The sequence below is a fragment of the Candidatus Didemnitutus sp. genome (assembly GCA_019634575.1).
Taxonomy (GTDB): Bacteria; Verrucomicrobiota; Verrucomicrobiia; order Opitutales; family Opitutaceae; genus Didemnitutus.
The window spans coordinates 2,393,999-2,420,643 of sequence record JAHCAY010000001.1 but is presented as its reverse complement, the minus strand read 5'-3'; the positions used below and the strand labels follow the sequence as shown (position 1 = coordinate 2,420,643).

The 26,645-nt window shown below is 67.9% G+C and carries 20 protein-coding genes; 11 read left to right on the top strand and 9 right to left on the bottom strand.

The genetic code is table 11. From position 1 onward, the window contains the following. Nucleotides 1–18: 18 nt before the first annotated feature. From KF715_10270 to KF715_10255, 4 genes are all read right to left on the bottom strand, one after another. On the bottom strand, nucleotides 19–1,005 hold the full coding sequence (locus tag KF715_10270; GenBank protein ID MBX3737065.1) for an HlyD family efflux transporter periplasmic adaptor subunit: 987 nt from the start codon (nucleotides 1,003–1,005) through the stop codon (nucleotides 19–21). Continuing rightward, nucleotides 983–1,630, bottom strand: coding sequence for a TetR/AcrR family transcriptional regulator (locus tag KF715_10265; GenBank protein MBX3737064.1), 648 nt, complete (start codon nucleotides 1,628–1,630; stop codon nucleotides 983–985). The genes KF715_10270 and KF715_10265 overlap by 23 nt, the downstream gene beginning before the upstream one ends. Before the next feature lie 181 nt (nucleotides 1,631–1,811). After that, on the bottom strand, nucleotides 1,812–2,234 hold the full coding sequence (locus KF715_10260; protein ID MBX3737063.1) for an RNA-binding protein: 423 nt from the start codon (nucleotides 2,232–2,234) through the stop codon (nucleotides 1,812–1,814). A gap of 199 nt (nucleotides 2,235–2,433) precedes the next feature. Further along, nucleotides 2,434–3,018 (bottom strand): GNAT family N-acetyltransferase, encoded by a 585-nt coding sequence (locus tag KF715_10255; GenBank protein ID MBX3737062.1) that lies wholly within the window; start codon nucleotides 3,016–3,018, stop codon nucleotides 2,434–2,436. Nucleotides 3,019–3,189: 171 nt separating this feature from the next. Between KF715_10255 and KF715_10250 the strand changes: the two genes are divergently transcribed. From KF715_10250 to KF715_10240, 3 genes are all read left to right on the top strand, one after another. Further along, the gene (locus KF715_10250) at nucleotides 3,190–3,423 is read left to right on the top strand and encodes a hypothetical protein (protein ID MBX3737061.1); all 234 of its coding nucleotides are present in this window, start codon (nucleotides 3,190–3,192) and stop codon (nucleotides 3,421–3,423) included. Nucleotides 3,424–3,524: 101 nt separating this feature from the next. After that, on the top strand, nucleotides 3,525–5,681 hold the full coding sequence (locus tag KF715_10245) for a PAS domain S-box protein (GenBank protein MBX3737060.1): 2,157 nt from the start codon (nucleotides 3,525–3,527) through the stop codon (nucleotides 5,679–5,681). 57 nt (nucleotides 5,682–5,738) lie between these two features. Next, on the top strand, nucleotides 5,739–6,707 hold the full coding sequence (locus KF715_10240; protein MBX3737059.1) for a hypothetical protein: 969 nt from the start codon (nucleotides 5,739–5,741) through the stop codon (nucleotides 6,705–6,707). 63 nt (nucleotides 6,708–6,770) lie between these two features. Here KF715_10240 and KF715_10235 read toward each other — a convergent pair whose 3' ends face one another. Continuing rightward, entirely contained in the window at nucleotides 6,771–7,514 is a 744-nt protein-coding gene (locus KF715_10235; protein ID MBX3737058.1) for an alpha/beta fold hydrolase, read from the bottom strand. Nucleotides 7,515–7,520: 6 nt separating this feature from the next. Beyond that, nucleotides 7,521–8,351 carry a DMT family transporter gene (locus KF715_10230; protein MBX3737057.1) on the bottom strand — a complete coding sequence of 277 codons (831 nt, stop codon included), beginning with the start codon at nucleotides 8,349–8,351 and terminating at the stop codon, nucleotides 7,521–7,523. A gap of 162 nt (nucleotides 8,352–8,513) precedes the next feature. Here KF715_10230 and KF715_10225 point away from each other — a divergent pair, with 162 nt between their 5' ends. Then, entirely contained in the window at nucleotides 8,514–10,391 is a 1,878-nt protein-coding gene (locus tag KF715_10225) for an ABC transporter ATP-binding protein (GenBank protein MBX3737056.1), read from the top strand. Beyond that, nucleotides 10,388–12,238, top strand: a complete 1,851-nt coding sequence (locus KF715_10220; GenBank protein MBX3737055.1) for an ABC transporter ATP-binding protein — start codon at nucleotides 10,388–10,390, stop codon at nucleotides 12,236–12,238. Before KF715_10225 ends, KF715_10220 begins: the two co-directional genes overlap by 4 nt. A 112-nt stretch (nucleotides 12,239–12,350) precedes the next feature. Here the strand turns inward: KF715_10220 and KF715_10215 are convergent, their stop codons facing one another. From KF715_10215 to KF715_10205, 3 genes are all read right to left on the bottom strand, one after another. Beyond that, entirely contained in the window at nucleotides 12,351–14,564 is a 2,214-nt protein-coding gene (locus KF715_10215) for a thioredoxin family protein (GenBank protein ID MBX3737054.1), read from the bottom strand. A 47-nt stretch (nucleotides 14,565–14,611) separates the two neighbouring features. Continuing rightward, nucleotides 14,612–15,577: a cysteine synthase family protein gene (locus KF715_10210; protein MBX3737053.1), complete on the bottom strand. Its 966-nt coding sequence runs from the start codon at nucleotides 15,575–15,577 to the stop codon at nucleotides 14,612–14,614. Between the two features lie 67 nt (nucleotides 15,578–15,644). After that, complete coding sequence (locus tag KF715_10205) at nucleotides 15,645–16,346, bottom strand: hypothetical protein (protein MBX3737052.1); 702 nt, start codon at nucleotides 16,344–16,346, stop codon at nucleotides 15,645–15,647. Nucleotides 16,347–16,592: 246 nt separating this feature from the next. On the opposite strand from KF715_10205, the gene KF715_10200 reads away from it, so the two are divergent. From KF715_10200 to KF715_10175, 6 genes are all read left to right on the top strand, one after another. Continuing rightward, nucleotides 16,593–17,120 carry an RNA polymerase sigma factor gene (locus KF715_10200; GenBank protein ID MBX3737051.1) on the top strand — a complete coding sequence of 176 codons (528 nt, stop codon included), beginning with the start codon at nucleotides 16,593–16,595 and terminating at the stop codon, nucleotides 17,118–17,120. Nucleotides 17,121–17,123: 3 nt separating this feature from the next. Then, entirely contained in the window at nucleotides 17,124–18,158 is a 1,035-nt protein-coding gene (locus KF715_10195; protein MBX3737050.1) for a FecR domain-containing protein, read from the top strand. A gap of 123 nt (nucleotides 18,159–18,281) precedes the next feature. Then, entirely contained in the window at nucleotides 18,282–21,410 is a 3,129-nt protein-coding gene (locus KF715_10190) for a TonB-dependent receptor (protein MBX3737049.1), read from the top strand. Between the two features lie 51 nt (nucleotides 21,411–21,461). Beyond that, nucleotides 21,462–24,482, top strand: a complete 3,021-nt coding sequence (locus tag KF715_10185; protein ID MBX3737048.1) for a redoxin domain-containing protein — start codon at nucleotides 21,462–21,464, stop codon at nucleotides 24,480–24,482. Between the two features lie 506 nt (nucleotides 24,483–24,988). Continuing rightward, on the top strand, nucleotides 24,989–25,573 hold the full coding sequence (locus tag KF715_10180) for a sigma-70 family RNA polymerase sigma factor (protein ID MBX3737047.1): 585 nt from the start codon (nucleotides 24,989–24,991) through the stop codon (nucleotides 25,571–25,573). After that, on the top strand, nucleotides 25,570–26,619 hold the full coding sequence (locus KF715_10175) for a FecR domain-containing protein (protein MBX3737046.1): 1,050 nt from the start codon (nucleotides 25,570–25,572) through the stop codon (nucleotides 26,617–26,619). Before KF715_10180 ends, KF715_10175 begins: the two co-directional genes overlap by 4 nt. The last annotated feature ends 26 nt before the right edge of the window (nucleotides 26,620–26,645 follow it).

Genomic DNA, 26,645 nt, shown 5'->3' with positions numbered 1-26,645 from the left:
CGGCGACGGGCCGGCGACTCAGTTGGCGGGCGGCAGGACGACGTCGGCCGGCATGCCGGGCTTCAGTTCGTCCTTCGGGTTGGCGACGTCGACCTTCAGGCGAAACACGAGCTTCACACGCTCCTTGGGCGTCTGCACGGTTTTCGGCGTGAACTCGGCTTCGGAGGCGATGAAGCCGACGACGCCCTCGAAATCGCGTCCGGGGAAACTGTCTGTGCGCACGACGACTTTCTGGCCGTGGCGGACGCGGCCGAGGTCGGGCTGGTTGACGTAGGCGCGGACCCAGAGGTGTGCGGTTTCGGCAACGGTGACGACCGGCGTGCCGGCGGAAACGAATTCGCCCGGCTCGATGTTGTGGGAGAGCACGACGCCGTCGAGCGGCGAGGCGAGGCGCGTGTTGTCGAGCTGCGTCTGGGCGAGCGCGACGGCGGCGCGTGCCTGATCGGTGCGGGCGCGTGCCTGGCGGATCGTCTCGGCGCGCGGGCCTTCCTGGATGAGTTTGAGTCGCTCGACGGCTTCGATGGCCTTGGCTTCCGCGACTTTCAACTGCGCCTGGGCGGCTTCGAAATCGCGCTCGGAGATCACCTGTTTTTTGCGCAATTCGTCCTGGCGCACGAAATCGAGCCGCACGCGATCGCGGTCGGCGTCGGCGCTGCGCACGGTCGCGGCGGCGGCGGCGATTTCCTGCGGGCGCGAGCCGGCTTCGAGCTCGGCCAGTTGCGCCTCGGCGGCGGCGAGCTCGGCGCGGCGGAGCGCGAGCTGGGATTGCTGCTCGGCGTCGTCGAGGCGCGCGATCGGTTGGCCGACGGTGACGCGGTCGCCCTCGCGCACGGCGCGCTCGATGACGCGGCCCGGCGTCTTGAAGCCGAGCTGGGCGTCGTCGACCTCGAAGTTGCCGGACAACACGAGTTCGCCCGAGCGGCTGGAGCCCGAGCGGGAGCAGGCGCCGAGCAGGAGCGTGCCGAGGGCGAGCGCGGCGAGTTTAGCGGGGAAACGATTTTTCATAGTCTTTGCGGCCGGCGGGCGTGAGGAGTCCGCCGAAGTAGAGGTTCATCGCTTTTTCGAAAGCTTGGTGGGGAGCGAGGTTGAGATGCTCGAGCGTGGCGGGCTGCATGATGCCCTGGATCGCGTGGAGGAGGAATTCGGCGGCGAACGGCGCGTCGAGCTCCGGGCGGACCTTGCCGGTGAGCTGACCCTGCTCGAGGAGGCGGCCGAAGATCGAGGGCAGGTTGCGGCGGCGGAGTTCGAAGGTGAGGTCGTGGAGCTTCGGCGCGAAGCGCTGAAGATCGCGCATGACGTGCGGGGTGAGCAGCGAGAGCCGCTGGTGCATGCCGCCGGTGAAGCCGCGGAGTTTTTCCGCGAAGGTCAGGTTGCGGTCGGCGATGATCGCGTCGGCCTCGGCGCGGACTTCGGACGCGAATTGTTCGAGCGCGGCGCGCACGAGCTCCTCCTTGCCGGGGAAATGCTGGTAGAGCGTCTTCTTGCTCATCCCGAGCTCGGTTGCGAGGTCGTCCATCGTCCAACTGCTGTAGCCGTGGGCGAAGAGGTGCGCGCGGGCCGCGCGCACGATGCGCGCGCGCGCTTCGGCGGCGGCGGGGACGGCGGGAGACTCGGATAAGCGAGAGGCCATTGGAATCGATGGAAACCCGAAACGTATCCAAAGTTTCCTTGCAAGCCTCGTTTTCGCTTTTTTGCGGTGGCCGATTGGCCCGGGTTGGAACGATGGCCGGCGGCCCGGACTCCGTCGGAGTGCGCGCAAAAAAGCCGAACCTCACTGAGATTCGGCTCGGAATCCTGGCGGTAGGCGGGGCTTACTCGCGGTCGCGAAAACCGCCGCGCTCCCCGCGGTCGCCCCCGCGTCCGCCGCGGAAGCCGCCGCCACCACCGCCGAAACGGCGCGGGCCGCCGCGCCCGCCCCCGAAGCCGCCGCGTCCGCCGCCCCCACCACCGCCGCCGAAGCCGCCTTCACGCGGGGCGCGCTCTTCGCGCGGCCGGGCGATGTTCACCGCGAGTTTGCGGCCGCCGAGGTCGTAGTTGTTGAACTGGTCGACCGCCTTCTGGGCCTCCTCCGCGCTGCCCATGGTGACGAAGGCGAAGCCGCGCGAACGACCGGTGAACTTGTCGAAGATGATCTCGACGACGCTGACCGTGCCGGCCTGGCCGAAGAGTCCCTCGAGGTCCTGTGCCGTGGTGGCGAACGGAACGTTCCCCACGTAGAGTTTGGTGTTTTCCATGTGTCTGCCGGGGCTGTGCTGCTGGCTGCCGCCCGTTCCCGACGGCCGGGATTCAAATCCTCACCGGGCCCGCTGCGGGCGCTCGCGTGATGATTCTGCGTGGCGGGGAAGTCTCACAAACAACTGACCCAACGGCGGCGAAAATGCCGCGCCCGCCGCCGCGCCGCAAGTGCGGAACTGACACGGATGGAGCGGCCGTTCAGCCCGGTCCGAACGGCGCCGCGCTGCCGAGGCCCGGCCAGTCGCGCCGGAGCACGCCGTAGAAAACCACATCCTCGTAGCGGCCGTTCTTCAGCATCATCTTCGGGCTCGTGCCCTCGCGGCGCATGCCGATCTTGAGCAGCACGCGTCCGGACGCGGGGTTGCTCGCGTAGTGATGCGCCTGCACGCGATTGAGGCCGAGCCCGCGGAAACCGAAATCCGTCAGCGCGCCCGCCGCCTCAGTGGCGAAGCCGTGGCGCCAGAACGGCAGTCCGATCCAGTAGCCGAGTTCGCCGCGGGTGTGCGCCTCCGCGAGCGTGAGACCGATTGCGCCGATGAGTGCGCCGGTCGGCTTCAGCGTGACGGCGAGCGAGAGTCCGCGATGCGCCGCCCACTCGGCAGGATGAGTGGCGATCCACTGCTCCGCCACGCCGTCCGGATAGGGATGCGGGATGAGTGCGGTGGCGTTCGCGACCTCCTTCGCACCGGCGAGCCGCTGCACGTCCGCCGCGTCGGTGAGGTCGAACGGACGCAGCACGAGACGCGGGGTTTCGATGAGCGGAAGCTCGGCGGTGAAGTGCATTGGCGCGCGAAACTGCCGGGCGGCCTGACGGGCCGCGAGTCGATTTTCAAGCGGGTTCTCCTCTGAAAAACTCGATTTTCCCTCTAGAAAATCGTTGCATCGCCCCGGACCCGTTCTAATACGGGAGGCACTATGGCAAAGAAATCTGCTCGCAAACCCAACGCTAAGTTCATGGCCCCGGTCACGCCGGACGCCACCCTCGCCGCGGTCGTCGGCTCGAAGCCGCTTCCCCGCACCGAAATGACCAAGAAGCTCTGGGCCTACATCAAGAAGAACGGCCTCCAGGACAAGAAGAACAAGCGCATGATCAACGCCGACGACGCCCTCAAGGCTGTGTTCGGTGGCAAGGCGCAGGTCTCGATGTTCGACATGACCAAGCTCGTGTCGAAGCACGTCTCGTCCTAACCTCGAGCGAAATTCGCTTTTCCCGACCGCCGCGGAGCAATCCGCGGCGGTTTTGTTTTGCGGGCGCGGAGGCCGCGAAGTTTGCTTGCTGTTAATCGCCCGTGTTCGCCCGTCCGTCCAATTTTCGCGTTCTCTCCGCGTGGTTGCTGATCGCGGCGCTCGGTGTCGGCGCGGCGTGGTGGGGCGCGGAGCGGCACCGCTCCACGCTGCTCCGGCAGATGGTCGATCGCGCGCAGCACTGCGCCGTGGCCTTCGTATCCGAGGACACGAAGGCGCTCACCGGCACGCCCGCGGATCTGAACCACCCGGAGTATCGCGCCGTGAAGGACCGACTCATCCGGTTGCGCGGAGTCAGCCCCGGCATCCGCTTCGTCTATCTCTTCCGCTCGACGGATCGGCCCGGTCGCGTGGTCTTCCTTGCCGACTCCGAGCCCGAGACTTCGGCCGACATGTCGAAGCCCGGCGACGATTATCCCGAGGCGCCGAATTCCCCGGGCTTGCAGGCGATCCTCCGCAACTTCGAGCCGGCGACCGAGGGGCCGTTGCGCGATTCGTTCGGCGAATGGGTTACGGCCTACGCGCCGGTGGGCGATCGCCCGCCGCCCGGCGCGCCGCGCACGATCCTCGGCATCGATGCCGACTCCTCGCATTGGCGGCGCGAGTTGTGGAGCGCGCGGCTCTCGGCCTTCGGCCTGGTGGTGCTCGTGCTCGGCGTGCCGTTCGCCGGCTGGCTGTTCCGGATGCGCGAGCGGAATTTCAACCGCGAGATCCGGCGCCTCTCGACCGCGATCCAGCAGAGCAGCTCGGCCGTCATCATCACCAGCCCCGCGCGCATCATCGAATACGCCAACGACGGCCTGCTCGCCATCACCGGCTACCAGCGCGAGGAATTGATCGGACAGCCCTCGCGTCTGCTCCTGCCCGGCGACGCCGACGAGCAGCAGCGCGGCGAATTGCTGCGCCGTCTCCTCGCCGGCGAACGCTGGCAGGGCGAGATGCTGATGCGCCGCCGCAACGGCGAGGTCTTCACCGTGCGCATCGTGTTCTCCCCCGTGCGCGACGGCGACGGGCGCGTGACGAACCTCGTCGCCGTCTTCGACGACATCAGCGATCGCAAGCGGGTGGAGGACGAACTGCGCGTCGCGCGCGACCAGGCCGAGGCGGCGGATCGCGCCAAGGGCGAGTTCCTCGCCATGATGAGTCACGAGCTGCGCACGCCGCTGAACGGCATCATCGGCTTCGCCACGCTCCTGCAGGACACTTCGCTCACCACCGAGCAGGGCGACTACGTCGAGACGGTCCGCAAGAGCGGCGAGGCGCTGCTCACCCTTACCAACGAACTGCTCGATTACTCGCGCATCGACGCCGGCCGCATGCAACTCGACCCGCAGGCGTGCGCGCCGCGCCAGATCGTCGAGGAGGCCGTGGAGTTGCTCTCGACCCGCGCGGCCGACAAACACCTCGAATTGCTCGTCACGGTCTCGCCGCAGGTGCCGACGCACGTGCTCGCCGATCCGGGCCGGCTGCGCCAGATCCTCGTCAACCTGATCGGCAACGCCATCAAGTTCACTCCCGCCGGCGAGGTGGAGGTGGAGGTCGGCGCCACGCTGTTGCCCGCCGCGGCCGGCGGCGACCAGCGGGTGCGCCTCGACTTCACGGTGCGCGACACCGGCATCGGCATCGCGGCGGAGAAGCAGGACCGGCTCTTCCAGCCGTTCAGCCAGGTCGACGCGTCGACCACGCGCAAACACGGCGGCGCGGGCCTCGGTCTCGCGATCAGCCGCAGCCTGGTGCGGTTGATGAATGGCGACATCGAGGTGTCGAGCGCCGCCGGTGCCGGCTCGGAGTTCCGCTTCCACATCGAGGTGCGCGTGCTCGAGAAGACCGAGGGCCTGTCCAAGTTGCCGCCGCGCCGCATTGCGGTGATCTCGGCCAACACCCGCGCCCGGGCGCATTACGCGGCGCTGCTGGAGAGCTGGGGGCTCAAGGTCACGACATTCGAGAATCTCACGAAACTGCCGGCCGAACGCACGCACGACGTGTTGTTGATCGACGTGCTGGCGCGCGATGCCTCGCTCTGGCCCGCGCTGCTTCAGGCGCACTCCGGCCTGGCCGACGCGCCGGTCATCGGGCTCATCGCGATCAGCGTGCCGGCGGCGTTGCGCGACGAGTTGCGGACGTGTTTTCGCGCGCTGCTGAAGAAACCGCTGCGCGATCCGCTTTTCCACGCCGTGCTTCAGAGTGTGTTGAAGAACTGAGCGCGGCTTTACGCTTGGAGTGCCCGCGACCGCGCCTACGCTGCGCCGCTCCGCTCGATGAACGCCCGCGCCACGCACACGACCGCGCTGCTGATGCTGCTCCTCACGAATTTCCTGTGGGGCTTCAGCTTTCCGTTGCTCAAGGCGATCGCCTTCCAGCACGAGCAGCTGCTGCCGGGCAGTGGCAACTGGTTCATCACCGGCATGTCGCTCGCGCCGCGCTTCCTGCTCGGCGCGGTGTTCATGGTGGCGATCTCGTGGCGCCAGCTCCGCACCCTGACTGCGGGCGAGCGCGCGCAGGGTCTCCGGCTCGGGGTCGCCGCGTCGCTCGGCATGCTGTTCCAGATCGACGGCCTGCAATTCATCAGCGCGTCCACCTCGGCGTTCCTCACGCAGTTCTACGCGATCATGATTCCCGTGTTGCTCGCCCTCCGTTCGTGGCGCTCGCCGGGCGCGCGTGTGTGGACGGCGTGCGTGCTCGTGCTCGCCGGCGTGGCGGTGCTGGCGCAGTTCAACCTGCGTGAATTCCATCTCGGCCGCGGCGAAGCCGAGACGCTCCTCTCGTCGGTCTTCTTCATGTGGCAGATCCTGTTGCTCGAGGACAAGCGCTACACCGGCAACCGCGTCCGGCCGGTCACAACGCTGATGTTTGCCACGCAAGCCGTCGCGCTCGGTCTTTTCGCCGCGACCACGGCGCCATCCGCCGGGGCGTTGCTCGTGCCGTGGACCTCGGGTGCGTGGCTGGCGTTCACCGTGATCCTCACCGCGCTGTGCACCATCGCGGCGTTTCTCCTGATGAACCGATTCCAACCCGCCATCACGGCGACGGAGGCGGGGCTGATCTACTGCACGGAGCCGATCTTCACGTCGGTGCTCGCGCTCTTTCTCCCCGCGCTGCTCGCGCGCTGGGGCGGCTTCGCCTATCCGAACGAGACGCTGACCTGGCGCCTCCTGCTCGGCGGCGGCCTGATCACCGTCGCGAATCTGCTGCTCCAATTCCGCCCGCCGCCGAAAGCGGAAATGTAACCTATTAGGTTACATTTTTCCGCGAACTACGCGTGCCATTCGCTCGGGAGCATGGAGAAACGGTCACTTACTAGGTGACAGATGCTCCGGCAGCGCGGGTTGGAACCGGCCGGTGCGGAGGAAAGCCAGGGCGGCGTCGATCACGGGGCGACGCCAGAGCATGCCGGTGTGCGAATACGGCACGGCGCGGAAGTCGCGCATGCCTTCGAGTTTCGCCGATTCGACCGTGACGACGCCGTCGTGCGGCCGCGGCATGACACCGCGGAACAGCGGATTGATCAGGCGCGTGCCGGCAATGACGCCGAGCTCGTAGTCGGCCGGCCCGAGCGTGCGCACCACGCCGTCCGGTCCCGTGCCGAGGCGGGGCATGTTCACGCCCATGATCGTGCGCATCCAGGGACTCCTGCCGGCGCGATCCGCCGCGGGGCTGCCGTGATTCGGCGGACCGAGCATGACGACGCGCCCGAGGTTGGCCGGTCGATGGTCGCGCAAATAGAGCCGCGTCACGATGCCGCCCATCGAGTGGGTGACGAAATGCAGCCGCGGCGCCGCGAGCGCGCCGCGCCGTTTCAACTCCGCGGGCAGGAACTCGTCCGCGACCTGCTCGAGTGGCGTCCGTCGCGACGGGTAGCTGAGATTGATGACGCGATAGCCGGCCCGGCTGAGCGCGCGCTCGAGCGGACGCATCACCCAGCCGGACATGGCGACGCCGTGGAGGAGCACGACGCATTCGGGTTCCGGTTCGACGGCGGAGGCGGGCGAGGCGGCCATGACGAGCAAGAGCAGGGCGAGGGTGGCGCGCCGCATGGAGGTTCAGCCCGGCAGCACCGCCGGCGGCGGTTGGCGGATCGAGTGCATGGCGCGCCAGGTCACGGCACCGATCACGATCGCACCGCCGAGCAGGGCGAGCGCACTGGGTTTTTCGCCGAGCACGAGCATCACCCAGATGGGGTTCAGGATCGGTTCGATCACGGGGATGAGGACAGCTTCGAGGGCGGTCACGTGCTTGATGGCTTTCGTGTAGACCAGATAGGCGATGCCGAGTTGCACGACGCCGAGCAACAGCAGCGCGACCCAGCTGCGGGCGTCGGGCAACGGTGCGCCGAGGATGCTCGGCAATCCGCACAGGAAGGCGAAGAAGTTGCCGAGGATGATCGAGCCGATCGGGGCGTCGTCCTTCTGCAGGCGCAGCAGCACGATCATCACCGAGAACGCGACGCCGCTCGCGATCGCGAGCAGGATGCCTGCGACGTCGTTCAGGCGCAGGCCATCGTAAAGGAAGACCGCGAGTCCGACGAACACCACGGCGATCGTCAGCCAGTCCGAGCGCGTCGGTCGCTCCTTGAGCAGCCACGCGCCGAGCAGCGCGACGTAGGCCGGCGCGGTGTATTGAAGCAGGATGGCATTCGCGGCGGTGGTGAGTTTCGTCGCGGCGGCGAACAGCAGCGTGCAACCGGTGTAGGCCACGGCGGTGGCGAGCGGCAGCCAGCCCCAGCGAAACGGCCTCTGCCGCCCCATCACGAGGAGCAGGAAAACCGCCGCCACGAGCCCGCGTCCGCCGCCGACGGCGAGCGGCGGCCAGTTGACGGATTTGAGCAGCACGCCGCCGAGGCTCCAGCAGAGCGCGGCGAGCAGCAGCAACATGACGGATCGGGTGTGCGCAGGGTCTCTCACGGACCATCAGCGATGGAGGATTCCGGCGAAGTTGTGAACTGCGAACCGGAGGAATGTCCTCGCGATGCGCGGACAGAACGCACTCCGCGTTTGCGCCCGGCGGCGGCGTGGCAAGGCTGACTGGCCCACGCCATGCCTCCGTCCGCCGAATCAACGCCGCCGACGCTCGGTCCCTCGCTGAGCAGCGGACGGATCGTGCGGCGGCTGTTCGGCCTCGCGTGGCGCTATCGGGCGCCGTGGCTGGGCGTGATCGCGATCCAGCTCGTGTTGCTCACGCTCGGCGTCTCAGGCCTCAGTCTCACCGGCGTCGGCATCGACTATATCCGCCATGTGCTCCAAGGCACGCCGGTGCCGCGTTTGCCGTTCGGGTTCGCGCTGCCGGCCTGGGAACCGATGGCGGTGCTCGCGCTCATCGCGGGCGCGATCCTCGCGCTCGCCGGTGTCCGCTCGTTGCTCAACTACACCTACGCGCTCCGCGTGAATCACCTCACGCAGCAGGAAATCGTCCCGTGGCTGCGCGGCCGCGTCTACGACAAACTCCAGCAGCTGAGCTTCCGTTTCTTCGACGAGAATTCCACCGGCTCGATCATCAACCGCGTGACCGGCGACGTGCAGGCCGTGCGCATGTTCCTCGACCAGGTGCTCGTGCAGAGCGTGATCATGCTCGTGTCGCTCGGCGTCTACATCGTCTACATGGCGAACCTCGCACCCGGGCTCACGCTCGCCTGCCTCGCGACCACGCCGCTGCTCTGGACACTCTCGGCCGTCTTCACGCGCCGCATGCTGCCGCTCTACGCGAAGAACCGCGACCTCGCCGACGACATGGTGCGCGCGCTCGCCGAGAGCGTGCAGGGCGCGCCGGTGGTGAAGGCCTTCGGCCGCGAGGCGGAGAACCGCGCGGATTTCCTGCGGCGCAACGACGCCGTGCTCAACCAGCAGCGCGCGATCTTCTGGCGTGTGAGCCTGTTTTCGCCGACGGTCGGCTTTCTCACCCGCGTGAACATCGCCGTGCTCCTCGGCTACGGCGGCTGGCTCGTCATCCGCGGCGACCTCGCCTTCGGCACCGGCCTCGTCGTGTTTGCCGGTTTGCTCGAACAGTTTTCCGGGCAGGTGAACAACGTCGCCGCCATCGTGAACTCGATGCAGACCTCCCTCATCGGCGCGCGCCGCGTGTTCGAGATCCTCGATGCGCCGGTGGAAATCAAATCGCCCGCCGATGCCGTGACGCCCGCGCGCGTGCGCGGTCATGTCCGCTTCGAAAGCGTCTACTTCGGCTACGAGCCCGGCCGCCTCGTGCTGCACGGCATCGACCTCGAGGTGCGGCCCGGCCAATGCGTCGCCATCCTCGGCGCGACCGGCGCGGGCAAGAGTGCGCTGATGAGCCTGCTCCCGCGTTTCTACGATCCGACCGCCGGACGCGTGACTATCGATGGCACCGACGTGCGCCGCTTCGAAGTGCAGGAACTGCGGCGCAACATCGGTCTCGTTTTCCAGGAGAGCTTTCTCTTCAGCCACACCGTGGCGGCGAACATCGCCTTCGGCCAGCCGCAGGCGACGCGCGAGCAAATCGAGCGCGCGGCGCGCATCGCCTCCGCGCACGACTTCATCAGCGCGCTGCCACACGGCTACGACACCGTGCTCGGCGAGAGCGGCAACACGCTCTCCGGCGGCCAGCGCCAGCGCCTCGCACTCGCGCGCGCCATCCTGCTCGAGCCGGCGATCCTGTTGCTCGACGACCCGACGGCCGCGATCGATCCCGAGACGGAGCACGAGATCTTCGCCGCGCTCGACCGCGCCATCGCGGGACGCACGACGTTCATCGTCGCGCACCGCTTGAGCACTCTGCGCCGTGCGGACTTCATCATCGTGCTCGAGAACGGCCGCATCGTGCAGCGTGGCACGCACGAGGAATTGATGCGCCAGCCCGGCCCGTATGTGCGCGTGGCCGACCTGCAACTCGTCGACTCGCGCGCGTTGCACGACGGCGACGCGAAGGGAGGCGGAAAATGAAACCGCTGAAACCCGCGCCGGCCGCCGATTTTCTCGTGTTGCGCCGCCGTGACGACGAGGACGAGAACGACGAGCAATTCAAGCCGCTCGAATGGGGGCTCATTCGCCGGTTGCTCGCCTATACCGGCACGCAGCGCGCCAAGCGGAACTGGCTGCTGTTCCTGACGGTCGCGCGCGCGATCCAGCTCTCGCTGTTGACGCGCCTCATGGCCTTCATCATCGCCGGCGTGATCGCGAAACACGAACTGCAGCGACTGCCCTGGGCCGTGGGTGGTTATCTGGCGCTGGCGGTGGTCACCGACATGATGTTCCACTTCCGGCAGCGGTTCGCGCTGGAACTGGGCGAAGGCGTGGTGAATCAGCTGCGGGCGGACATTTTTCGGCGCGTGATGTCGATGCCGTTGAGTTTCTTCACGCGGGTGAAGGCCGGGCGCATCATCGGCCGCGTGACCTCGGACGTCGAAGCGGTCCGCGTCGGCATCCAGGACGTGCTGTTCGTCAGCATGGTGCAGGGCGGGCAGATGCTGTTCGCCGCGGCGTTCATGGCGTGGACGGACTGGCGGTTGTTCCTCGTCGTGCTCGGCCTGGCGCCGGTGCTGTGGATCGTGAACCGCCATTTCCGCTCGAAGTTGAGCACGCTCAGCCGCGCGGCGTCCGAGAGCTTCAGCCGTGTGACGGCGACGCTGGCGGAGTCGGTCAACGGCATCCGCGTCACGCAGGGTTTCGCGCGACAGGAGACGAACGCCGGGCTGTTCCGCGGCCTGCTCGCCGACCACGCGCGCTACAACATCGCCCTGGCGCGCACCTCGGCGATCCTCACGCCGCTGCTCGAGCTGAATTCGCAGTTCTTCATCTCGGCGCTGCTGCTGCTCGGCGGCTGGCGTGCGCTGCACGGCACGGTCGACATGGACACGATCGTGACGTTCTTCTTCTTCGCGAACCAGTTCTTCTCTCCGATCCAGATCATCGGCAACCAATACAACCAGGCGCTCGTCTCGATGGCCGGCGCAGAGCGCGTGTTCCGGCTCATCGATGCGAAGCCCGACTGGGAGGACGCGCCGGAGGCCGTGGCGTTGCCGGATCCGCGTTCGAGCGGCGAGCGCGCAGGCTTGCGCGTGGAATTCCGCGACGTCGTCTTCGGCTACGATCCCGCACGGCCGGTCGTGCATGGGTTAACGTTCACCGCCGAGCCCGGGCAGGCGGTCGCGCTCGTCGGCCACACCGGCAGCGGCAAGAGCACGATCATCAACCTGGCCGCGAAGTTCTACCTGCCGACCGCCGGCGAAGTGCTCCTCGACGGGCGCGAGATCCGCACACTGACGAGCCACTCGTTGCATCAACAGATGGGCCTCGTGCAGCAGCAGAATTTCCTCTTCAGCGGCACGGTTGCCGAAAACATCCGGCTCGGTCAGCCCGAGGCGACGGACGCCGAAGTGACCGATGCGCTGCGCCGGCTCGATTGCCTCGACCTGATCGAGGCGCTGCCCGGCGGCATCCATGCGCAGGTCGGCGAGAAAGGCGCGTCGCTCTCGCTCGGGCAGCGGCAACTGGTGTGCTTTGCCCGCGCCTTGCTGGCCGACCCGCGCTTGCTGATCTTCGACGAGGCGACGAGCGCCATCGACACGCTGACGGAGGCGCGCCTGCAAAAGGCGCTCGTCACGCTCCTGCGCGGGCGCACGAGCTTCATCGTGGCGCACCGGCTCAGCACGATTCGGCAGGCCGATTTGATCCTCGTGCTCGATCGCGGCCGCATCGTGGAGCGCGGCACGCACGCGGAACTGCTCCAGCGCGGCGGCGTTTACGCGAACCTGCACGCGCAGTTCGTGCAGACGGACGACGCGGGGTGAAACTGATCCGATCAGATTAAACCGCGAATGAACACGAATGGGCCGAGCCGCTGGCCCGCGAAGATTCGTGTTTCTACGTGTCCATTCGTGGTTGTTCCTGCCTTGGTCCGACTCAGCGCGCGGCTTCGGCGAGTTTGCCGAGGACGATCGAGGGGGTGAGCAACTCCGGCAACACGACCGGCTCCGACTTGCCCGGCGCGTAGATCAGGTTGAACGGCACGGCGGAGCGGTTCCAGCGGGCGAGCTCGGCGGTGATGAGCGGGTCCTTGTTGGTCCAGTCGCCGCGGAGGAGAACGACGTTCTTCTTGCCGAATTCGGCGAGCACGTCGTCGTTGTGGAAAATAGTGGCCTTGTTCGTCTGGCAGGTGGCGCACCAGCGGGCGGTGAAGTCGACGTAGACGAACTTGCCGGCCTTCTGCGCGGCGGCGATCGCCTCGGGGCTCCATTTTTCCCAGGTGACGGCGTAGGCAGGCTTGCCGTCGGCGCCGGCGGCCGGAGCGGCGGAGGCGTCCTTCGGCCAGCCGAGCCACATGCCGCCGAGGAAGAGGACCACGGCGGCGAGCTTGCCGAGGAATTGGCGGGTCGGCTTGCCGTAGGTCTGGCCAAAGCGGCCGTAGGCCCACGCGGCCATGGCGACGAGCACGAAGCCGAAGGCGATGTTGAGCAGCGCGTAGTCGTCGCCCGCGGTCTGGCCGGCAAGCACCCAGAGCAGCCAGCCGACCGTCGCGTAGAGCGGGAAAGCCATGAACTGCTTGAAGGTCTCCATCCACGCGCCGGGCTTGGGGAGGATCTTGATCGCCTGCGGGAAAATCGAGAGCAGCAGATACGGCAGCGCGAGGCCGACGGCGATGGCGGTGAACACGGCGAGCGATTCGATCGCCGAGAGCGTGAGCGCGGCGCCGAGCGCGGGCGCGAGGAACGGCGCGCTGCACGGCGTGGCGACGAGCGTGGCGAGCGCGCCGGTGAAGAACGAGCCGGCGAGGCCGTCCTTCGCTTGCAGGTTGGCGCCGGCGCCGGTGGCGGAGAGGCCGACCTCGAAGAGGCCGCTCATGTTGAGCGCGAAGATCAGGAGGAACGCCGCCATGCCGAAAACGAACGCGGGCGATTGCAGCTGAAAGCCCCAGCCGAGCTGCGCGCCGCCCGAGCGGAGCGCAAGCAGCACGCCGGCGAGCGTCCAGAAGGACACGAGCACGCCGAGCGCGAACACGACGCCGTGTTGCACGACCTTGCGCTTGTCGCTGCCGGACTGGTTGACGAAGCCCATGATCTTGATGCCGAGCACCGGGAAGACGCAGGGCATGAGGTTCAGGATCAGGCCGCCGACGAAGGCGAGGAAGAGGGTGCCGGCGAGCGATGCGGGTGCGGAAGCGGCGCTGCCGGAACCCGCGGGCGGCGTGGAGCTGCCACCCGATTTCGGGCCGGTCGCGACGGCGGTGTCGGTCTTGGCCGCGGCTTTGATCGGCTCCTTCACCACGAACGGCTCGTCGATCAGCGCGCCGTGCGAGACGTAGGCGCCGCCGAAGCCGTTGGCGGCGGTGAGCACGCCCTTCAGGCCGGGCGCGTCGGCGGCGGCATCCGCGGCGGCGGCCATCTCGAGGACGAACGTGCGGCCGTCTTTCTTCACCGTCTGCGGGACGGCGTAGTCGACCACGCCGGCTTCATCGAAGTAGTGGAGTTCGGAAAATTCGTGTGTGTTGCCATCGGCGCGCGGAGTGATGCGCAAGGTGATCTTTGCGCCGTCGCGCTGGGCGGTGAACGCCCAGTCGGCGGCCTTGGCGGGCACTTCGGCGAGGGCGTTGTTGAAGGCGCGCGCGATCGTCATGTCCGGCTCGGGCTTCGCGGTCTTCACCGGGCGCGTGAGTTCGACTTGGGCGTCGCCGGGCATGCAGGAGTCCTTGCACATGAGCCATTCGGCGGCGGCCTTGAGCGAGACGGTGGTGTCCGGCGCGAGGTTTGCTGGCGGAGTGATTTGCGCGAACAGGAAGATCGTGCCCTCGTAACCGTTGCCGGTGATCTTGCCGGCGGTGTCCTTCACTGTGTGTGGCGTCGGCCAGACGATCGGGCCGGCGGTGAAGCCGGCGGGCAGCGTCCAGGTGATCGAGGTCGGGTAGCCGGTGCCGGCGTTGATCCAGTAGCTGTGCCAGTGCTCGTCGTGCGTGAGCTTCAGCGCGACCCAGAACGGCTGGCCGGGCTGGATCGAGGCGTCGGGCGACACGAGTTCGGCGACCACGGCGCCGTTGCGCACGGGCTTGGCGTCGGCGGTGGCGAAGGCGGCGAACGCGAGGCACACGGCGAGCGCGGTGGAAAGGAAGCGGCGGAGGGTCATCACGGTGAGAGTAGGCGAAGTGGAGTTTATTTCAACCGACGGGGACACTACGTTGAGACGGTCGGCGTGGATGTTTCCGCGAAGAGTTTCGTGGAATAATAGCGTTCGGCGCGGTCGCAGAGGATGGTGACCACCTGCGCGCCGGGGCCGAGTTTCTGGGCGGTGCGCAGCGCGGCGACGACGTTGGCGCCGGACGACGTGCCGACGAGGAAGCCGAAATCGCGCGCGAGCCGGCGCGTCATCGCCAGGGCGTCGGCGCTCGAGACTTTTTCCGGCCAGTCGACATGCACGTCCCGCAACAGCGGCGGCAGGTAGCCGCCGGCGACGCCCTCGATGCTGTGGCAGCAGGGCGACTCGCCGCTGAGCATGGCGGCCTCGGCCGGCTCCATCGCGACGACTTTGAGGTGCGGGTGCGCGGCGCGGAGGGCGCGGCTGCAGCCGTTGAGCGTGCCGCCGGTGCCGTAGCCGCTGACGAAGGCGTCGATGCGGCCGGGCAACTGCGCGAGGATTTCACGGCCGGTGTGGTCGACGTGGTCCTGCGCATTGAGCGGGTTGGCGAATTGGCGGGGCAGAAAGATGCGCGAGTCGCGCGCGGCCATTTCCTCGGAAAGCTCGATGCCGGTGATGTAGCCGCGGTCGGCCTTGAAGAGTTGCAACTCCGCGCCGAAATGCCGCATGAGATGGCGGCGTTCGACGGAGGCGGTTTCGCTCATGAGGATCTTCACGCGGTAGCCGAGCGCGGTGCCGACCATGGCGAGTGCGATGCCGGTGTTGCCGCTCGTGCATTCGAGGATGGTCGAGTCGGGTCGGAGCAGGCCGCGCGCGCGGGCGTCGAGGATGATGTGGGCGGCGAGGCGGTCCTTGATCGAGCCGCTCGGGTTGAGGAACTCGGCCTTGGCGTGGAGCGTCACGCCGGCTTCCGGGAAAGGCAGGGCCACGAGTGGCGTGCGGCCGATGAGGGCGAACAGTGGCGGCAGGGCCGCGGTCGGGGCGGAGAGAGCAGGGGAGTTCATCGCGCGAGAAGCCAAGCTAACACATTGGCCGGCGGCGAACCATAGGCCGTTGGGGCCACGCGTCGAGTCAAGCGGCGCGGTCGCGCGCGGTCATGAGCGAAAACAAAATCACCCAGAAGCAGTTCACCAGCGAATTGACCGGGATCTGCAACGGTAGCGGCAGCGCGTAGATGCAGCACACGCCCGGCACCCACACCGCCCACACGGCGATCATCACGGGCAGCACGCGACGATAATACCACCGCGGCGCGCCGAGGTCCGCGCGCGGCTCGGTCCAGCGGAACCCGGCATCCTTCCACGCGTAGATGAGCACGGCGAGCGGCGCGGCCCAGAGGCCGTTGTAGAGCAGCTGGTCGACCAGCATCTTCGGCAGCACGCAGCTCAGCGCCGGGCTGTCGCCGAACACCGCCGCTTGCAACCGGTAGAGCGCGTCGACTTCGATGCCCTTGTAGGCCCAGAACGCCACGAAGAACACGGCGTGCCGCGCCGGGTGAGCCGCGCGCGTCGCCGGGTGCAAGTGCAGGTAAAGAAACGGAATCAGTCCGCCGAAAGTCGCCTGCGCCGCGGCCGAGAACCACCAGCCGCATTCCAGGCGAAACGCCGCCACGCGTCCCAAGGCGGCGCGCACCGGCTCGACGTGATAGTAGCTCGTGACCAGTGCCGCTGCCGCCGAGACCAGCACCAAGCCGGGCAGGACGAGCCGGCGCGCGCTATCGAGACCGATCCGCCACGGCGGCTCCGGCGAGAGGTGGGTCGCGGAGACGGACATGAAACGCGCAGCGAATCGCCCGTCGCCCCGCGCCGCGAGCGCGAAACGCTCCGTCTTTCGGCCAATCGCTCGCTTGCCGGCGTTGCGCCACGGCGCAGGCCATCGCGTGGTGCCGACCCCGCGGCGCAACGACGAGCGGGCGGCGGGTTTCCATTAGCCGGGATGCGGAAAATTTTCCGGGTGCGTTTCGAGGCTCGACTCGCCCGCGGCGGCGGAGTGGGGTCCCCGCGCCACTTCGTCCGTCCGTTGAGCCACGATCCACAGGAGCTTTCGCGTTGGTTCGCCGCCGAGGTGCAGCCGCACGAGGCTGCGCTGCGGGCTTGGTTGCGCAGCCAATTCCCCGCGCTGACGGATGTCGACGATCTGGTGCAGGAATCCTTCGCGCGCGTCTTGCGCGCCCGCTCGCGCGGCGAGGTGCGCACGCCCCGCGCGTTGCTTTTCACCACCGCGCGGCACCTCGCGATCGATGGGGCGCGCCGCCGCCAGATCGTCTCCTTCGAGCCGATAACGGAACTTGGTGCGTCGCCCGTCTACGACGATGGGCCCGGTGTCGCCGAAAGCGCCGCCCACCGCCAGGAACTCGAAATTTTGACGCATGCCATCCAATCGCTGCCCGACCGCTGCCGCCAGGTGCTGACCTTGCGGAAGATCTACGGTTTGTCGCAAAAGGAGATCGCGGCACAGCTCGGCATCTCGGAACACACGGTCGAGGTGCAGGTGGCCAATGGCATGCGCCGCTGCACGGAATTTCTCGCCCGCCACGGTCTGCCCTGAGTCATGCGTTCGCCTGCTGAAAATCCCACCCCTTCGCCCCTGCCTGAAGCCGTCGTGGCCGCCGCCTCGACTTGGCTCGCGCAGCGCGATCGCGGCTTCACGCCGGCCGAGCAGGACGCCTATCTGCAATGGCTGTGCGAGGACGAGCAGCACGTCGCCGCCGTCGCCCGGCTCGAAAAAGCCTGGAGCGCCCTCGACGCGCTGGCCGAGTGGAAACCCGAGCACAGCCAGAAGCCGAATCCCGACCTGTTGGCCGTGCCGCGCCGCCGTTTCTGGCGCTGGGCCGGCGCCGCGCTCGCGGTGGCGGCGGCAGTCGCGTTCGCGTTCGTGCTCGTGCGGCCGTTCGACGCGGCGTCGAAGACCGTGAGCGTCGTCCGCTCGTCGGAGCTGCGCACGCTGGCCGACGGCTCGGTCGTCGAGCTGAACAAGGACGCCGAGATCGCCGTCGATTACACCGCGACCGAGCGCCGCATCAAACTCGTGCGCGGCGAAGCCTATTTCACCGTCGCGAAGAATCCCGACCGCCCGTTCATCGTCACCGCCGGCGGCGTGCGCGTGCGCGCGGTCGGCACCGTTTTCAACGTCCGCCTCAACGGCAGCGCGGTCGACGTCCTCGTCACCGAAGGCAAGGTCCGCATCGATCCGCCGAAGCCCGACGAGCCCGACCTGCAAGGCGCGCTCAACGCCGCCATGGTCGGCGCGCGCGAACGCACGAGCGTCGACGCCGCCGTGCCCACGCCGCTCGCGCCCGAAGTGGTCGAGGCCACCTCCGACGAGATCGAGTCGACGCTCTCATGGCAGGGCATGCGCCTGAAATTCAAGGACACGCCGCTCGACGAGGCCGTGCGCGAATTCAACCGCTACAACCAGGAGACGCGCATCGTGGTCGCCGACCGCCGCATCGCGAAGCTCCCGCTCGGCGGTAAATTTCGCGCGGACAACGCCGACGCCTTCGTGCGCCTGCTCGAGCTCACCTCGGGTGTTCACGCCGACTACGAGGACGGTCGCTACGTCCTGCGCGCGGCGCCGCCGCGCTGAGTCATAACGGGGTTGCGCCGTGCGGAATTCACGCGCGGCGATAATGGAAACGCCGCCGCGGGTCGTCGTCCTCCTTGTCCGGGTGCCCCTCTTTCCACCTCCCCCGGTCACCTCTCACACACCATGAACACACTGAGTTCGCTACTCCGGTCGCGCCGACTTCGCGGCGCCGCCGTTCTCGTCGCGTTGACGATGCTGACGCTGGGCGCCTCCGCCGAGCCGACCAAGAAAACCTATTCCATCTCCGCCGGTGCCGCGTCGGCGACGCTGGCGGCCTTCACCGAGCAATCCGGCGAGCAAATCGTCTACCCCGCGGAGGTGATTCGCGGGGTGCGCACCAACGCCGTGCAAGGCGAGCTCACCGCCCGCGCCGCGCTCGAGCAGCTCGTCGCTGGCACGGACCTCGTTGTGGTGCAGGACGCCAGCACCGGCGCGCTCGGCCTGCGTCGCGCCGGCGACAAAGCGCCGTCGCGCGTCACGCCGCAGGATTTGCAGCCGGCCGTGAAGCTTCAGGACTACCGCGTCCTCGGCTCCCGCATCCGCCAGACGGACGCCGAAGGGCCGACCCCGGTGAATGTCTACAATCTCGACTACATCCGCTCCAGCGGAGCGCTGACGCTCGCGGATTTCCTGAAGACGCTCCCGCAAAACTACACCGGCGTTCCGTCCGGCCGCGCGAGTGCGCCGAACGAACTCAATCCCGAGTCCGGTCTTTTCACCGAGAGTTCCAGTCCAAGCTGGAATTTCATCACGAACAACTTCGATACGCCGCTCGGTCAGACTGGTGTTTCCGGCATCAGCCTTCGCGGCCTTGGCTCCGGCTCCACCCTCGTGCTGGTCGACGGTCGCCGTGCACTGCAATCCGGCGCCGGCAATCGCGGCAGCGCGACGCAACAGGGCTTCGTCGATCTCAACACCATCCCGCTCGGGATGGTCGACCACATCGAACTGATCACGGACGGCGCTTCCTCCCTCTACGGCGCCGACGCCGTGGCCGGCGTGATCAACATCGTGTTGAAGAAGGATTGGCGCGGCAATGAACTCACCGGCACGGTAAAGGCGTCCGAGCACGGCGGCGGCCGCGAGCGCTCGGTCTCGCTCACCTCAGGTTTCACCGCCGGCAAGCTTCGCGGCACGGTGAACGTCAGCTACTACGATCGCGCCGCGCTCAAGGCCAGCCAGCGCAGTTTCTCCAAGAATCAGGACCATCGCGCCATCATCGCGGGCTACGATGCCACTGGCGCGCCCGTCTACGGCCGCGATCGCCGGCTCAACTGGGGCTACCCCGCTGCGATCATGGCGCGCATCGGCACGCTCGCCGGGATCACCGATCCCAGCGGCAACCCCACACGTTACGCGATCTTGCGCAGTGGCGTCACCGGCACGCCCACGCTGGCCGACTTCGTCGGCGTCACCGCGACGACCGCTTCCGGCCTGCAGAAGGGCAGCACGGCGGCGTTCGACGATCTCATTCCCGCGAGCGAGCGCTACAGCGTCGGAGGCAACTTCAACTACACCGTCAATGACCGGGTCGAACTCTACGCGCGTTATTCGTTCAGCGATACGCGCAGCAAGACCGACACGCAGCCTGGCGTGACGGGCGCCGCGACGTCGTCCGGCTTCGGCAATTTCTCCAGCGTCGTGCCCGCGGCCTACAATCCCTTCGGCCAGGACATCGCGGTCGGCCTGATGCATCCGGAATTCGGTTCCATCTGGCAGCGCGTGCACACGCAGGCGCACAACTTCCTCGTCGGCGCCACTGGCTCCATCGGCAAGACCTGGCGCTGGGACGCGGGCGTGAACTACCAGGAGCAGGACGTCTTCCAGCTCACACGCAATTTCAACGGCGCCGCCATCACGGCTGCACTCAACAATCCCGACCCGTCGCTGCGCCTGAATCCTTTCATCGATGCGCGCGTCGCCGGGGTGACTCAGGCCGCGATCTACGAGCGCATGGCGATCTACCCGAGCGTCGCGAGCGGCAGCAACGGCACCACTGCCGACTTCACGGCGGACGGCACGCTCTTCGACATCTGGGGCGGCCCCGTGCAGCTCGCGGTTGGCGGCACCTACAGCCGCTTCGAGAACGACAGCACCTCCACCGGCTACTCGATCGCCGTGACGCCGGTCGTCACCACCAACATGGTTGCCGGAGCGCGCGAGAGCTTCGCGGGCTTCTCCGAACTGAACATTCCTCTCTTCGGCAAACCCAACGCCGTGGCGCTGCTCCGCCGTCTCGATCTCAACGTCTCCGCTCGCTACGAGGATCAAGGCTCAGCGGGTCACACCACCGTGCCGAAATTCGGCGCGTCCTGGGCGCCCGTCCAATCCTTGCTGATTCGCGCCAGCTATTCGGAAGGCTTCCGCGCGCCGGCGCTCACCGAATACCAAACCGCGACTTCATCCGGCACGGCGAGCGGCATCATCGATCCGCGGCGCAACGAGACCTACAGCGTGACCGTCACCCGCGGCTCGAATGCCGGCGTCAAGCCGGAGTCCTCGAGCACCACGTTCTACGGCTTGGTCTACGAGCCGACCTTCGCCAAGGGCCTGAGTCTGCAAGTGAACTATTACCGCACCGTGCAACAGGACGTCATCCAAGTGCCGACGGCGCAGATGCTCGTCAGCAACGAGGCGCTCTTCCCCGGCCGCATCGTGCGCGCCGCGTCGACCGATGCGTTGCCCGGCCGCATCTCGACCGTCGACATCACCTACGCGAACTTCGGCGACGTGCGCAACGAGAGCCTCGACTTCGTCGTGGACTACACGCTCCCGTGGGAGCAGCTCGGCCGCTGGCGCGTGTCCGCCAACGCTTCGCACGTCCTCGCCGCCGAGCGCAATCTGCGCCCGGGCGTGCCGCTCGCCGACGACAACGGCGACACCTACAGTCCGCCGGACTGGAACTTCATCACTTCGCTCTTCTGGAATCGCGGTTCGTGGAGCGCCGCGGCGTTCGGCACCTACCTCAGCGGCTTCAATACGAACTCCGGCGGCAACATCTGGACGAACAACACCGCGATCGTCTCGAGCACCTATCCGTCCGTCTGGAAGCTCGACCTCCGCGGCGGCTATGAGTTCAAGAACGGCGTCTGGCGCGGCCGCGGCAAAAATCTCCGCGTGCAGGTCGGCGTCAGCAACGTCTTCGACAAGGAGCCGCCGTTCGCGGACAACATGTATGGCTACAACGGCTCGCTCCACAGCCAGTGGGTGCTCGGCCGCAGCTACGAGCTCTCTTTCGTCTATCCGTTCTAAATCATCCCCCTTCCGGCCCGCGGCCTCCCGCGCCGCGGGCCTCCTTTTCCCATGAAGAAACTCGTTCTGCTGTTCCTCGGTCTCGTCGCCGTCCCGCTCGCCCTCCTCGCCGAGGAGCCGGCGACGGACACCGGCACCGTCGCCTCCTCCGCTCCGTCCCTGCGCACCGGCCCGAAACCCGGCGAGCTCGCGCCCGACTTCACCGTCGTCGGCCCCGACGGCAAGGAGGTCAAACTCTCCGACTTCCGCGGCAAGCTCGTGCTCGTCGACATCTGGGCGACGTGGTGCGGCCCCTGCGTCGCCTCGATGCCGCACAACAGCGAGTTCGCCGAGAAATACGCCGCGAACGACCTCGTCGTCCTCGCCGTCTGCACCGACGACTCGCGCGCCAACTACGACGGCTGGGTCAAACGCAACGGCGACAAATACAAGTTCCGCACCGCGCACGATCCGGCGGGCAAGGACAACTGGGCGAATTCCGTCTTCAACACGCAGTATGGCGTCTCCGGTTTCCCGACGCTCTTCCTCATCGGCAAGGACGGCCGTCTCATCGGCACCACCGGCGGCGGCGGCCCGACCGTCAACCCGCACGTCCTGCGCCTCCTCGCCAAGGGCGGCCTCCCCGTCGACCTCAGCGGCCTGCCGCCCGAGGAGACCGGTCGCCCGAAGTCGATCCCGATGCTCGCCAAGACCGCCGCGATGCCCGTCGCCGCGAATCCCACGCTGCGCTTCGCCAACATGGCCGCCGGCGAGACCGTGCCGGATTTCTCCACCACCGACGTCAACGGCAAGACCGTGAAGCTCTCCGATTTTCGCGGGAAGACCGTGTTCATCAATTTCTGGACCGGAGCACGGACGCCGCCCGACGACGTCGCCAAGATCGCCGCGGCGTATCAGTCGCAAGGCCTCGCCGTCTGGGCGATCAGCACGACGACCGAACGCGCCGAGTTCGAAAAATGGGCGAAGGGAACCGCCGCGCCCGGCTTTACCGTGTCGTGGGACCCGGCCGGCAAGGCGATGATGGAAGCGATCTCCTACATGATCTTTGGCGCCGGCATGTATCCCGCGTATTGCGTGGTCGGCCCCGACGGCAAACTCGTCGGCGGCATCATCGGCATGGGTCCGCGCGTCAGCGGCTGGCTGCGCGAAATCCTCCAGCGCGCCGATGTGAAGCTCACCGATCCCGACAAGGCCCTCATCGAACAAGCCCTCGCCGCCGCGCGCGCCAATCCGCCCGCTGCCGCGCCGATGGCCGGTGGCATGCTGCTGCCCGCCGTCAAGAGCGCCGCGCCCGGCATGGTGGCTGCGGCCACGATCCAGGCTAAACCCTCCGAGCCCGCGCTCGCGATGAAACGCCCCGCGACGCTCGGTGCCGGCGCGCTCGCGCCGGATTTCCCGATGCAGGCCGTCGACGGACGCACCGTGAAATTGTCCGACTTCAAGGACAAGATCGTCGTCCTCGACTTCTGGGCCACGTGGTGCGGACCGTGCATCGGCTCGTTCCCGCACACGCAGAAACTCGCCGCGAAATACAAGGATCAGGGCGTCGTAGTCGTCGCCTCCGGCACCAGCGACAAGATCGCGAACTTCAAGACCTGGATTCCCAAGAACCAGCCGAAGTATCCCGACCTGCAGTTCTTCTTCGACCCAAACGAGCAGGGCAGCGCCACCTTCGAGGAGCGCGCGTCGAGCAAGCTCTACCACGTCGTCGGCATTCCCACGCAGTTCATCATCGGACGCGACGGCAAGATCGCCGTCACGATCCTCGGCAACGGCGGCGAGGACGACGCCCGCGCCGAAGCCACGCTCGCCACGCTCGGCGTGAAGGTCGACGACGCGATCGTCGCCAAAGGCAAGGAACAGCTCGCCAAGTCCGCCGAGGAGGAAAAAGCCCGCGCTGCCGCCGCCGCGGACGCGGAGAAGAATCCGCCGCCGCCGTTCCACGAAAATCTCGGTCAGCTCGCGATGGGTGCGGCCGCCCCCGACGTCGAGGTGCTCCGCCTCGACGGCACGCGCGCGCCGTTGACGGGATTGCTCCAAGGACACATGACGGTTGTCGGTGTCTGGAGCGGCGGGCATGGTCCGGGCGACCAGTTCCTCGCCGCCTGGAAAGCGTGGGGCGAGAAGTATCCCGCGGTGAAGTTCATCGGCGTCGGCGGTTACGCGGACCTCGATGCCGTGCGCCAATGGCAGACGGAAAACGCCGCGAAATTCTCCGGCGAACTCGTCGCCGATCCCGCCGGCGCCGCCCCGCGCCCCGCGAAGGACATGGGCGAACTCACCGACGACGAGCGCGCGGCTTTCCGCAAGGTGTCGTCCGAGCATTACGCGAAGATCTTCACGCACAAACTTGCCGGCGTCATGACACCCGTCCCGACGACCATCGTCTTCGACGCCTCCGGCAAACTCGCCGGCTGGAGCGCCGGCTTCGGCCCGCGCTACGCCGAGACCATCGGCAACCTCCTCCTCCGCGCCGGCGTGAAACTCGCCGCCGCCGACATGCCGTCGAAAGTCTGGACCGCCGCCGACGTCGCCGCCGCGACGCCCAAGCCCGAGCCGCGCGTCGAGATGCTCAAGATCGGCGCGACCGCGCCGGACTTCGTTTCGCAGACCGTGGATGGCAAAGACGTGAAGCTCTCGGACTACCGCGGCAAGGTCGTCGTCCTCGACTTCTGGGCCACCTGGTGCGGGCCGTGCATGGCCTCGATGCCGCACACCCAGGAAGTCGCCGCGCACTACAAGGACCAGGGCGTCGTCGTCCTCGCGAACTGCACGAGCGACACCCGCGCCAAGTTCGAACAATGGGTGAAGGCCAACCAGGCGAAATATCCCGACATGGTTTGGACGCACGACGCCGCCGAGCGGAAGCCCGAGCGCGTGTCGCGCGCCCGCTACGGCGTCGGCGGCATTCCCTGCCAGTTCGTCATCGGTCGCGACGGCAAGATCGTCGACATCGTGATCGGCTACCTGGCGGGCGAGGCCATCCTCGAGGCCGCGCTCTCGAAAGCCGGCGTCAACGTCGACCCCGCTCTCGTCGCCAAAGGCGCCGCCGATCTCAAGCGCCGCGGCTGATTCGCCGAACGGCTAAGGGCGATTCGAAAACGCGCTTAGCCGAAGCGGTAGGCCGCGTGCTGGCACGCGCGCGGCGCGCTCTGGGCGCGACCAAGGTCGCTGCCTACGGGGGCGCCTAGTTTTCGGATAGCCTTCCGCACGACGCCGTCAGGTCCTTGTTTTCACTCGGAGAACGCGAGGTAGCCCGGCCTCTCCGAGGACGGGTCCCAAGCACCCGCGCCCGGAGGTCGCGGGCTACCTTGCAAACACACTTGCGTGACGGAGCAGTGCCCGGCCCGCATGACACGTTATGGACCGAAAGGCCCATGGAGCGTGTCGCGCGGGCCTGCTATGGTGTCGCCGTTGTATGTGTGTGTTGAAGCCCGCCGTCTGCCTAGCAGCGGCGGGTTTCTGATTTTTCCGTGGTGACGTAGCCCGTTTCGGCGGGACGTTCGTCAAACCAAGTGACGGCACAACATCGCTGTTTGTCTCCGCCCCCGCCTTTCGCGCAGATTCCTTCCTCCCGCATGTCCGCCGAGTCCTTCAAGCCGCCGTCCTCGCCCGCGTCAGTCGACGCCGGCTGGTTTGCGCGCGATGTGCAGCCGCATGAGCCCTCGCTGCGGGCGTGGCTGCGCGGGAAGTTTCCCTTTTTGCCCGACGTGGACGACGTCGTGCAGGAGTCGTATCTGCGGCTCATTCGCGCGCGTCAGGCGGGCAAGGTCGGCTACGCCAAGGCCTATCTCTTCACCACCGCGCGCAACTTCGCGCTCGATCTCTTCCGGCGGCGCGAGGTCGTCACGATCGAATCGGTCGCCGACGTCGCGGCGCTGCCGGTGGTGGAAGACACGCCCGGCATCGTCGATGCCCTCGGTCGGCAACAGGAACTCGAATTGCTCGCCGAGGCGGTGCGGACGCTGCCGGACCGTTGCCGGCAGGCGATGACGTTGCGTCTGCTCTACGGCCTTTCGCACAAGGAAATCGCCGCCGAGCTCCGCGTCTCCGAGCACACCGTGAAGGCGCAGCTCGCCAAAGGCATGCGCCGCTGTGCCGACTATTTCGCCGCGCGCGGCATCGCGACCGCGCGCCTCGCGGCGGAGGAGAACAAATCGTGAGCGCCCCGTCCGACCCCACCGCTTTTCCTCGCGACGAGGCCGTCGAAGCCACCGCCGCCGCCTGGCTGGCTGAGCGCGACGGCGGTTTGTCCGCCGCCGATGCCGCTGCTTTCGCTGCGTGGCGCGCGGCCGATCCGCGGCATGAACAGGCCGTGCAGCGGCTCGAGCGCGCGTGGGCCTCGTTGCAGGGGTTGCGCGAATACCGGCCCGAGGCGCGGATGCATCCGGATCGCGATCTGCTCGCCCGCGCGGCGGGCGCCCGCGTCCTGCCTTTCCGTGCGCTCGCTGCCACTGCGGCGCTGGCGGCGTGCCTCACGCTCGGCGGAGCGTGGTTCTGGCTTCGCTCGGCCGCGCCCTCCGCCGCCGAGTCGCACGCGCACTACGCCACCACCGTCGGCGGCTACCAGCGCATGACGCTGCCCGACGGCTCCATCGTCGACCTCAACGCCAACACCGAGATCCGCGAGCAATTCACCGCCGGCGAGCGCCGCGTCGCGCTCGTGCGCGGCGAGGCCGCATTCCAGGTCACGAAGAATCCCGCCCGCCCCTTCATCGTCCAGGCCGACGGCGTGGCGGTGCGCGCCGTCGGCACGGCCTTCAACGTCCGCTTGAAGGCCGATTGCGTGCAGGTGCTCGTGACCGAGGGTCGCGTGCACGTCGATCCGCCCGCGACGCTGCCGCTCGCGCGCGAACCGCTTCCCGAAATCGGCATCGGACAACGCGTGAGCGTGCCGACCGTCGCCGCCGCCGCCGCGACCGCGCCGGCCGTGGAGAATGTCTCGCCGGCGGTCGTGCGCGCGGAGTTGTCTTGGCGCGAGCCCCGCCTGCGCTTTCTCGAGGCGCCGCTCGCCGAGGTGGTGCGCCAGTTCAACGCCCGCAACCGCGTCCAGATCGAGCTCGGCGACGCCGACCTCGCGGCGTTGCCGGTGGAGGCGACGTTCCGGGCGGAGGATGTCGAGGCGTTCGTGCGCTTGCTCACCAGCAGCGGCGAGATGGTCGCCGTGCGCGCCGGCCCCGATCGGATCGTGATTCGGCGTGCCCGCTGACACGGAAAATTTCAGCGGCGTCGTAG